Raw genomic sequence first — 7,878 nt, 5'->3', positions numbered from 1 at the left:
GTCCCTTGCGGGGACAGACCCCAGCGGGGACAGACCCCGATGGGGACAGACCCCGTCAGTACAGGACATTGAGCAGGAAGTACACGAGGATCCCCAGTGACAGGCTCACCGTCCACAGGGTCGCCGCCACCCGCCCCACCCGGGGGTGGCCGGTGGCCCGGACCTCGCCGGCGGGCCGGGTCAGCCCCGTCACCACGTTGTAGACCACCGGCGGGACGGTCAGGATCGACAGGGTCACGTGGACGGTCAGGACCGGCAGGTAGACGTACCGGCGGACCGGCGGCGGCCCCGGGAACGCCTTGACGCCGCCGAGGGCCACCCGGGTCACGTACAGCGCCAGGAATACGGCGATCAGCGTCGTCGCCGCGAGCATCAGCCGCCGGTGGGCCGCCACCCTCCCGGCCCGGATCGCCCGCCAGCCGGCCAGCAGGCAGGTCAGCGCCGCGGCGTTGACCACGGCGATGGCGGTCGGCAGGACAGTCACCACCGCCCGGACGCCGGGCGGAAGATCTGGGGACGGCCGGCGCGTCAACGCAAACCCCAGCAGGCCGTAGGCGGCGGCGCTGAGGGCGGCCGCCAGCACGACCGCCTCCCTCACCCCGACCCTCCATCCGGCCCTGCGGCGTGCGCTCATGGATGTGCCCTCCACACAGTTTTGGTCGGCGGGCGCCGGCGTCCTCTGTGGCTCCCGGCCTCGGAGACTGGTCCCACCGGGCAGACGGGCATGACGTCCGAGGGAGCGTCAAGGTGATCCGGATCGCCCTGGTCCTGGTGATGATGGCGGTGCTGGCGGGTCCGGCGGCCGCCCGCGTCGGAGATCCGCTGGCCACGTTCGCCGCCAGCCCGCTCCTCCAGCAGCTACAGCTGACTCCCTTCGGCCAGATGGCCCTGTCTGGAGAGCTGGCCGGCCGCGTGCTGCACCGCTACGTCTCCGACGACGGCGCGCTGACGGTGGACCTGGTGGTGCGCGCCGGCGTGATCGAGCAGCAGATCCTGTACCTTCCCCGGGACGCGCGACGGGGCCACCAGGTGAGCTTCTTCCTGCAGGACGCCCTGGGCTCGGTGGTCGGCGCCCAGCAGGGTCTGCTGGGGTTTCAGGCCGCGGTCAGCCGCGGGGTGGACGCGGTCCAGCGCTTTGGCGGGTACACGATGCGCTTCACGCCCCTGGGCGCAGCGATGCTGCGGGTCGCGGTCAGCCGCTGACCTCAGGCGTCAGCCGGAGATCTCCATCGCCAGCACCTCCTGCCGCTCCCACGCCGAGGAGAACGACCGCCGGTGCACCGGCGACGGGCCCCACCGCCGGATGGCCTCCAGGTGCTCGCGGGTGGGGTACCCCTTGTGGCGGGCGAACCCGTAGGGGGGATAGGCGGCGTCCAGCTCGCGCATCAGGCGGTCCCGGGTCACCTTGGCCACCACCGACGCCGCGGCGATGCAGGCGCAGCGGGCGTCTCCGTCCACCAGGGCCGCCTGGGGAACAGGGAGGTCGGCCGGGTAGCGGCCGTCGAGGAGAACCAGGTGGGGACGCACACTCAGAGCCTCCACGGCGCGGCGGTGCGCGAGCCGGGTCGCCTGGAGGATGTTAAGCGCGTCGATCTCCTCCACCGACGCCTGGGCGGCGGCGACGGCCACCGCTTCGGTCATGATGCGGGCGTACAGGGCGTCCCGCCGGACGGGAGGCAGGCGCTTGGAGTCGTCCAGGTCGGGCCAGCGGGCCTCCGGCGGCAGGACCACCGCGGCCGCCACCACGGGTCCGGCCAGCGGAGCCACCCCCGCTTCGTCCACCCCGGCGATGACGGTGAAGCCCAGGCGCCGGTACTGCCGCTCCACCGCCGCCAGGTCCTCCCAGCGGGCGGCCCGGCGGGCCTCGCGCGCCTGCTGGGCCCGCACGCGGCGGACCAGTTGCCTCACCCCGGCCCGCGGGTCGCGGGCCAGGGCCCGCAGCAGGCGGGGGTCAGCCGTCCCGCCGGCCAGCAGCTGGCGGATCTGCGCCACGGACCAGGTGCGCAGGGTCACGGCGTCCTCCCGGAAGGGACTTCGCGCGCCGGCGGCCGGATTCCCACGCCTGATCCACCCCGGGGGAGCCGTCCCCCGCCCTGCCGGGCCGGATGGTCTCAGCGCACCAGGCCGATCCGTTGGGGAGGCCAGTAGATGAACAGGGCGCGGCCGACGACGTTCTGCTCGGGCACAAAGCCGAAAAACCGGCTGTCCTCGCTGTTGCAGCGGTTGTCGCCCAGCACGAACAGGTATCCCCGAGGCACCGTCTGGGGTCCGTAGTTGGTGGTGCAGGCCCGCCCGGCGTCATCCGCCTCCGGGGCCGACAGCTGGGTTACCGGGGTGTCGTTGATCAGCACCACCCCGTCCCGCAGCTCGACGGTCTCGCCGCCCAGGGCGACCACCCGCTTGACGAAGTCCTTGCCGGGATTGAGGGGGTAGTGGAAGACGATCACGTCGCCCCGGCGAATGGGGCTGAGGCGGTAGGCGAACTTGGCCACCAGGATGCGGTCGCCCACCTGGAGGGTGGGCTCCATGGAGCCCGACGGAATGAAGAACGCCTGCACCACGAAGGTGATGATGAGCAGCGACAGGCCGGCGGCCACGATGCTGGCGTCGAGGGTTTCCAGCAGGGATGCGCGCCAGGCGGGCGGGATCACATACGCCCGGCGCACCAGCAGGCGCGCCACCACCAGCGCGATCGTGAGCAGAAGGATGAGGGTGGGGATGCTCAGGGGCAGGCGATCCAGCAGTCCCAGCGGCATCGGACGTGTCCACCCGGCGCCACACCCGCCGTCGGGGGCGGCGGGACGGCGCCGCCAGAGTCAGCGGCTCTCCTTGACCCGGGCCTCGCGCCCCACTTTCCCCCGCAGGTAGTAGAGCTTGGCCTGACGGACCTTGCCCTTGCGCACCACCTCGATGCGCTCGATGCGAGGGGAGTGCAGGGGAAAGGTGCGCTCCACCCCGACCCCGTGGCTGATGCGGCGCACCGTGAACGTCTCTCGCAGACCACCGCCCTTGCGGGCGATCACCACGCCCTCAAAGACCTGGACCCGCTCCCGGCCGCCCTCCACCACCTTGAAGTGAACCCGCACCGTGTCCCCGGGGGAGAACTCGGGCAGACCCTCCTTCCGCTGAGGGCGTTCCACGACAGCCACCGTGTCCATCCCGCGCACCCTCCCGTGTGAACTCGCGACGGAGCATTATAACACATCGGGCCCGTCGATTTCGATGTCGAACTCTTCCAGCAGCCGCCGGTCTTCCTCGCTGAGGGCCTCCGCCTTCAGCAGGTCGGGCCGCCGGCGCAGGGTGCGCGCCAGCCGCTGGGCGCGGCGCCACCGGCGGATCGCCTCGTGGTCGCCCGACAGGAGGATCTCGGGCACCCGCAGGCCCCGGAACTCGGCGGGCCGGGTGTACTGGGGGTAGTCCAGCAGGCCGTCGGCAAACGAGTCGGTGGCCACCGACGCCGCGTCCCCGACCACGCCCGGAATCAGGCGCGCCACCGCGTCCACGATCACCATGGCCGGCAACTCGCCGCCGGTGAGCACGTAGTCGCCGATGCTGATCTCGTCGGCGCCCAGCCCCTCCCGGACCCGCTCGTCCACGCCCTCGTAGTGGCCGCAGAGGATGATCAGGTGCTCCTTGCGCGCCAGCTCCTGGGCGACGGCGTGGGTGAGCAGGCGGCCCTGGGGCGAGGTGAGGATGATGTGGGGCGTGGTCTCGGGGACGGCCTGGCGAATGGCGTCCACCGCCGCGAAGAACGGCTCGGGCTTCATCACCATCCCCGCGCCGCCTCCGTAGGGCGCATCGTCCACCTGCCGGTGCCGGCCGGTGGCGAACTGGCGGAGGTCCCACACCACCACCTCCAGCAGCCCGCGCTCGCGGGCCCGCCCCAGGATGCTCAGGCTCAGGGGCGCAAACGCCTCGGGAAAGATCGTCACGATGTCGACGCGCATAGGCGCGGGATTCCCCCATCCACCACTTCTACCATCCCGCCTCACTCCAGCAACCCCGGCAGGGGGCGGACCACCACGCGCCCGCCGGGGGGGTCCACCGCCACCACCACCGCCCCGACCGCCGGGATCAGGTACTCGCGGCCGTCGGGGGCGGTGACCACGTAGACGTCGTGGGCTGGCGTGCGCAGGATCCCGGTCACGGTTCCCACCACCGCGCCCGCCTCGGTGACCACCGTCAGGCCCAGGACCTCGAACACGAAGTGCGCGCCGGGCGGCGGGCGCATGGCCTCTTCCCGCCGGACCGCCAGCGCGGCCCCCCGCAGCGCCGCGGCCTGCTCCGGCGTCTCCACCCCCGCCAACCGTACCAGGACGTGATCGCCGTGACGCCGCACCGCCGTCACCCGCACGGGGGTGGCCCGATCGCCCCGCAGGACCACCGCCTCCGCCAGGGTGTCCCACCGCTCGGGGAAGTCGGTGTCGGGCGCCACCCGCACTTCGCCGCGCACCCCGTGCGGGCGGAGAATGCGGCCGATGATCACATACGCCGGGCCCCGGGCCATTCCGGGCCCTATCCGTCCCGGATCTCCACCACGATGCCGTCCTTGACGACGATCTCCGCCCTCCCCAGCTTGGTGAACAGGTTGTCGCCCACGTTCACCTCGACCAGGCTCTCCACCGTCCCCTGGGCGAACTCGGTGTTGAGCTCCAGCTGCTGGGCCTCCCGCAGCCGCATCTGCAGCTCCGCCCGCGCCGCCTCCTGGCGGGCCCGCTCCAGCTCCAGCTGCTGGCGCAGGGCGCGCACCTGGGGGGTGATGGTGCGCTCCAGCTCCGCGCGGCGGATCTGGCTGTCCAGCTGCTGCTCGAGGGCCTCCACCCGCCGGATGGCCTCCTCCAGGTCCTGGATGTAGGTGCGTTTGAATCCTTCGGTGACGATGGCCTTGATGACCACCGGCCGGCTGATGGTGATGCCCATGCACGCCTCCCGTCCGCTGACGCGGGGCGGGCGGTCCCGCCCCGGTCACTGTAGTACTTCCAGCGTCACCCGCTTGCCGCTGCGGATCGCGGCGGCCCGGGCCACCGTCCGCAGGGCGTTGACGATCCGTCCCTGCCGGCCGATCACCTTGCCCACATCCTCGGGCGCCACCCGCAGCTCGAGGATGATGGTCCGCTCGCCCTCCAGCTGCCGGACCTGGACCGCCTCCGGATGGTCCACCAGCGCCCGGACGATGAACTCCACCAGATCGCGGACGCCGGGCTGGGCCACGACCGTCAGGGCTGGGTCCGGGACGCGCCGGCGGCCCGGGCCAGGATCCCGGTCTTCTCCAGCAGCACCCGGGCCGCATCACTGGGCCGGGCGCCCTTGCGCAGCCAGGCCAGGGCTTTCTCGGCGTCGATGTGGATCGTGGACGGCTCGGTGGTCGGGTTGTAGTACCCGATGGCCTCGATGTACCGCCCGTTGCGCGGCGCCCGCGAGTCGGCCACCACCAGCCGGTAGAACGGCTTGTGCTTGGCCCCCATCCGCATCAGGCGAATCTTCACCATGCGCTCCCCTCCTCCGGACTGACGGTGTCTGCGCGATCTGACCCGCTACCCCAACGCGCCGGGACGACCCCGGCGCCCCCGGTCCTCCCTCCCGGCCACCTGGCGCACCAGCCGGCGGACCTCCTCGAACTGCCGGAGCAGGCGGTTCACGTCCTGCACCGTGGTGCCGCTGCCCCGGGCGATGCGCCGCCGCCGGCTGCCGTCGATGATCTCCGGGTGCCGCCGCTCCTGGGGCGTCATGGAGGCGATGATGGCCTCGGCCCGCCGCAGCGCGGCCTCGTCCACCGCCACCCCCGCCGGCGGGCGCAGCCCCGCGGGGAGCAACGCGGCCCAGGACTGCACCGGACCCAGCCGCCGCACCTGGGCGAGCTGGGCGCGGAAGTCATCCAGGGTGAACTCGGCCCGCCGGAGGCGGCGCTCCAGGGCCGCCGCCTGCTGCGCGTCAAGGGCCTCCTGGGCCTTTTCGATCAGGGTGAGGACATCCCCCATGCCCAGGATGCGGGACGCCATCCGGTCGGGATGGAACGGTTCCAGCCCGTCCACCGTCTCGCCCACCCCGGCGAAGAGCACGGGGGCACCGGTGACCTCCACCACCGACAGCACGGCGCCGCCCCGGGCGTCCCCGTCGAGTTTGGTGACCACCAGCCCGTCCACCCCCACCGCCTCCTGGAACCGCTGCGCCACCGCCACCGCCTGCTGCCCCGTCATGGCGTCCACCACCAGCAGCACGTGGTGGGCCCGCACCGCGTCCCGCAACCGCCGCAGCTCCTCCATCAGGGCCTCGTCGGCGTGCGGGCGGCCGGCGGAGTCCACGATCACCACGTCGCAGCCCCGACGGCGGGACTCCTCCACGGCGGCCGCGGCCACGGCCTGGGGGTCGGTGGCACCGGGGACCGCGAAGACGGGCACCCCCGCCTGGCGGGCCACCACCTCCAGCTGCGAGACCGCCGCCGGGCGGCGCAGGTCGGCGGCCACCAGCACCGGCCGCCGCCCCCGCCGGGCCAGGTAGCGACCGAGCTTGGCGGCGGTGGTCGTCTTGCCGCTTCCGTGCAGGCCCGCCAGGATCACGATCGCGGGCGGAGGATCGGCCAGCCGCAACTCCCGGGCGGTGCCGCCCAGCAGGCGCACCAGCTCCTGGTAGACGATCTTCACCACCTGATGGCCGGGGGCCAGGTGCTGGAGGACCTGTTGGCCCACCGCCGCCGCCCGGACCCGCTCGGTGAAGGCGCGGGCCACCTGGTAGTGCACGTCAGCCTCCAGCAGGGCCCGCCGCACCTCCCGCAGCGCCGCGTCCACATCGGCCTCGGTGAGGACGCCGCGGCCGGTCAGGCGGGTGAGGATGAGCTGGAGGCGCGCGTGCAGCCCGTCAAACACCGCCGTCACCCGCGGGGCTGCCCGGCTGGCGCACCGCTTCGTAGACGCGGTAGCCCGCCTCCCGCTCCCGTTCCACGACCGATCCGAAGACGGCCGCCACTTCCCGCGCCAGGGTGCGGGCTCCCTGGGCGGTCCGGGCGACGAAGTAGAACCGTCCTCCCGGCCGCAGGTGCGCCCACGCCTCCCGTACCAGGCGCCGCCAGGTCGCCCGCCCCGCCCGGATGGGCGGGTTGGTCACCACCACGTCGAACTCCCGCCCGGCGACCGGCGCGCACCCGTCGCCCTGGAGCGCCTCCACGTTGTGCAGGCCGTGGCGGCGGGCGTTTTCCCGGGCCAGCTCGACGGCGCGGGCGTTGATGTCCACCAGCACGGCCCGCCCGGCGGGCGCCAGGGCGGCCGCCACCAGGCCCAGCGGCCCGTAGCCGCAGCCCAGGTCCAGCACGTGGTCGGTGGGCTCGATCCGCATCGTCTCGGCCAGCAGGCGCGTTCCCCGGTCCACCCCACCCCGGGCAAACACTCCCCGGTCGGTGACAAACTCCCAGACCCGGCCTCGCAGTCGGGCGCGCACTACCCGGGGAGACGAGCGCACCCGGGGAGACGGTGTGAAGTAGTGGGTGTCCGCCGGCATCTAGGAACGCAGCGCCCGCCGCAGGCCGTCCAGGGCCCGGGTGATGCCCCGCAGCACCGCCTCGTCCACCCGGCCCTGTAGCTGCGCGATGGCGTCCTCCAGGGCGGCCAGGCGCGCGTGCACCTCGGCCTGCCGCCGGGACATCCGGTCGGCGACGGCCACCAGCCCCACCGACGCCTCGAACCGCTCCAGCTCCCGTACCGAGCGGCGCAGGCCGTCAAAGACCGCCTGGCGGGTCACCCGCAGGCGCTCGGCGATCTCGCCCAGGGACAGGTCGTCCAGGTAGTACAGCCGCAGCAGGGTCTGCTGGTGGTCGGTCAGCAGCTCGCCGTACGTGTCCAGCAGCCGGGCCACCCACACGCGCTCGGCCAGCGCTCGCTCCATGCT

General features: G+C 73.3%; 13 protein-coding genes. 1 reads left to right on the top strand and 12 read right to left on the bottom strand.

The annotated features are described in order from the left end of the window. Positions 1-55: 55 nt before the first annotated feature. A complete protein-coding gene (locus tag RB150_04800) occupies positions 56-598 on the bottom strand; it encodes a DUF420 domain-containing protein (protein ID MDQ7819854.1) in 543 nt (180 codons plus the stop codon). Between the two features lie 149 nt (positions 599-747). Here RB150_04800 and RB150_04795 point away from each other — a divergent pair, with 149 nt between their 5' ends. Continuing rightward, positions 748-1,203: a hypothetical protein gene (locus RB150_04795; GenBank protein MDQ7819853.1), complete on the top strand. Its 456-nt coding sequence runs from the start codon at positions 748-750 to the stop codon at positions 1,201-1,203. Between the two features lie 9 nt (positions 1,204-1,212). On the opposite strand, the gene RB150_04790 is transcribed toward RB150_04795, so the two are convergent. The 11 genes from RB150_04790 to RB150_04740 form a co-directional block, all read right to left on the bottom strand. After that, on the bottom strand, positions 1,213-2,013 hold the full coding sequence (locus RB150_04790) for a ribonuclease HII (protein MDQ7819852.1): 801 nt from the start codon (positions 2,011-2,013) through the stop codon (positions 1,213-1,215). 98 nt (positions 2,014-2,111) lie between these two features. Beyond that, positions 2,112-2,756 (bottom strand): signal peptidase I, encoded by a 645-nt coding sequence (lepB, locus tag RB150_04785; protein MDQ7819851.1) that lies wholly within the window; start codon positions 2,754-2,756, stop codon positions 2,112-2,114. Between the two features lie 60 nt (positions 2,757-2,816). Beyond that, positions 2,817-3,158, bottom strand: a complete 342-nt coding sequence (gene rplS, locus RB150_04780) for a 50S ribosomal protein L19 (GenBank protein MDQ7819850.1) — start codon at positions 3,156-3,158, stop codon at positions 2,817-2,819. A 36-nt stretch (positions 3,159-3,194) separates the two neighbouring features. Next, the gene (gene trmD, locus RB150_04775) at positions 3,195-3,947 is read right to left on the bottom strand and encodes a tRNA (guanosine(37)-N1)-methyltransferase TrmD (protein ID MDQ7819849.1); all 753 of its coding nucleotides are present in this window, start codon (positions 3,945-3,947) and stop codon (positions 3,195-3,197) included. A 41-nt stretch (positions 3,948-3,988) separates the two neighbouring features. Beyond that, a complete protein-coding gene (rimM, locus tag RB150_04770; protein ID MDQ7819848.1) occupies positions 3,989-4,507 on the bottom strand; it encodes a ribosome maturation factor RimM in 519 nt (172 codons plus the stop codon). Positions 4,508-4,515: 8 nt separating this feature from the next. Next, positions 4,516-4,920, bottom strand: coding sequence for a YlqD family protein (locus RB150_04765; protein ID MDQ7819847.1), 405 nt, complete (start codon positions 4,918-4,920; stop codon positions 4,516-4,518). Positions 4,921-4,965: 45 nt separating this feature from the next. After that, entirely contained in the window at positions 4,966-5,211 is a 246-nt protein-coding gene (locus tag RB150_04760; protein MDQ7819846.1) for a KH domain-containing protein, read from the bottom strand. 5 nt (positions 5,212-5,216) lie between these two features. After that, entirely contained in the window at positions 5,217-5,489 is a 273-nt protein-coding gene (gene rpsP, locus RB150_04755; GenBank protein ID MDQ7819845.1) for a 30S ribosomal protein S16, read from the bottom strand. 45 nt (positions 5,490-5,534) lie between these two features. After that, the gene (ffh, locus tag RB150_04750; protein ID MDQ7819844.1) at positions 5,535-6,872 is read right to left on the bottom strand and encodes a signal recognition particle protein; all 1,338 of its coding nucleotides are present in this window, start codon (positions 6,870-6,872) and stop codon (positions 5,535-5,537) included. Next, on the bottom strand, positions 6,856-7,491 hold the full coding sequence (locus RB150_04745) for a methyltransferase (GenBank protein MDQ7819843.1): 636 nt from the start codon (positions 7,489-7,491) through the stop codon (positions 6,856-6,858). Before RB150_04745 ends, ffh begins: the two co-directional genes overlap by 17 nt. Beyond that, positions 7,492-7,875 (bottom strand): sigma factor-like helix-turn-helix DNA-binding protein, encoded by a 384-nt coding sequence (locus tag RB150_04740; protein ID MDQ7819842.1) that lies wholly within the window; start codon positions 7,873-7,875, stop codon positions 7,492-7,494. Between the last annotated feature and the right edge of the window lie 3 nt (positions 7,876-7,878).

The organism is Armatimonadota bacterium (assembly GCA_031081675.1).
GTDB classification, from domain to species: Bacteria; Sysuimicrobiota; Sysuimicrobiia; order Sysuimicrobiales; family Kaftiobacteriaceae; genus Calidihabitans; species Calidihabitans tengchongensis.
The sequence above is the reverse complement of the archived record's forward strand: the minus strand, read 5'-3'. Positions and strand labels throughout refer to the sequence as shown.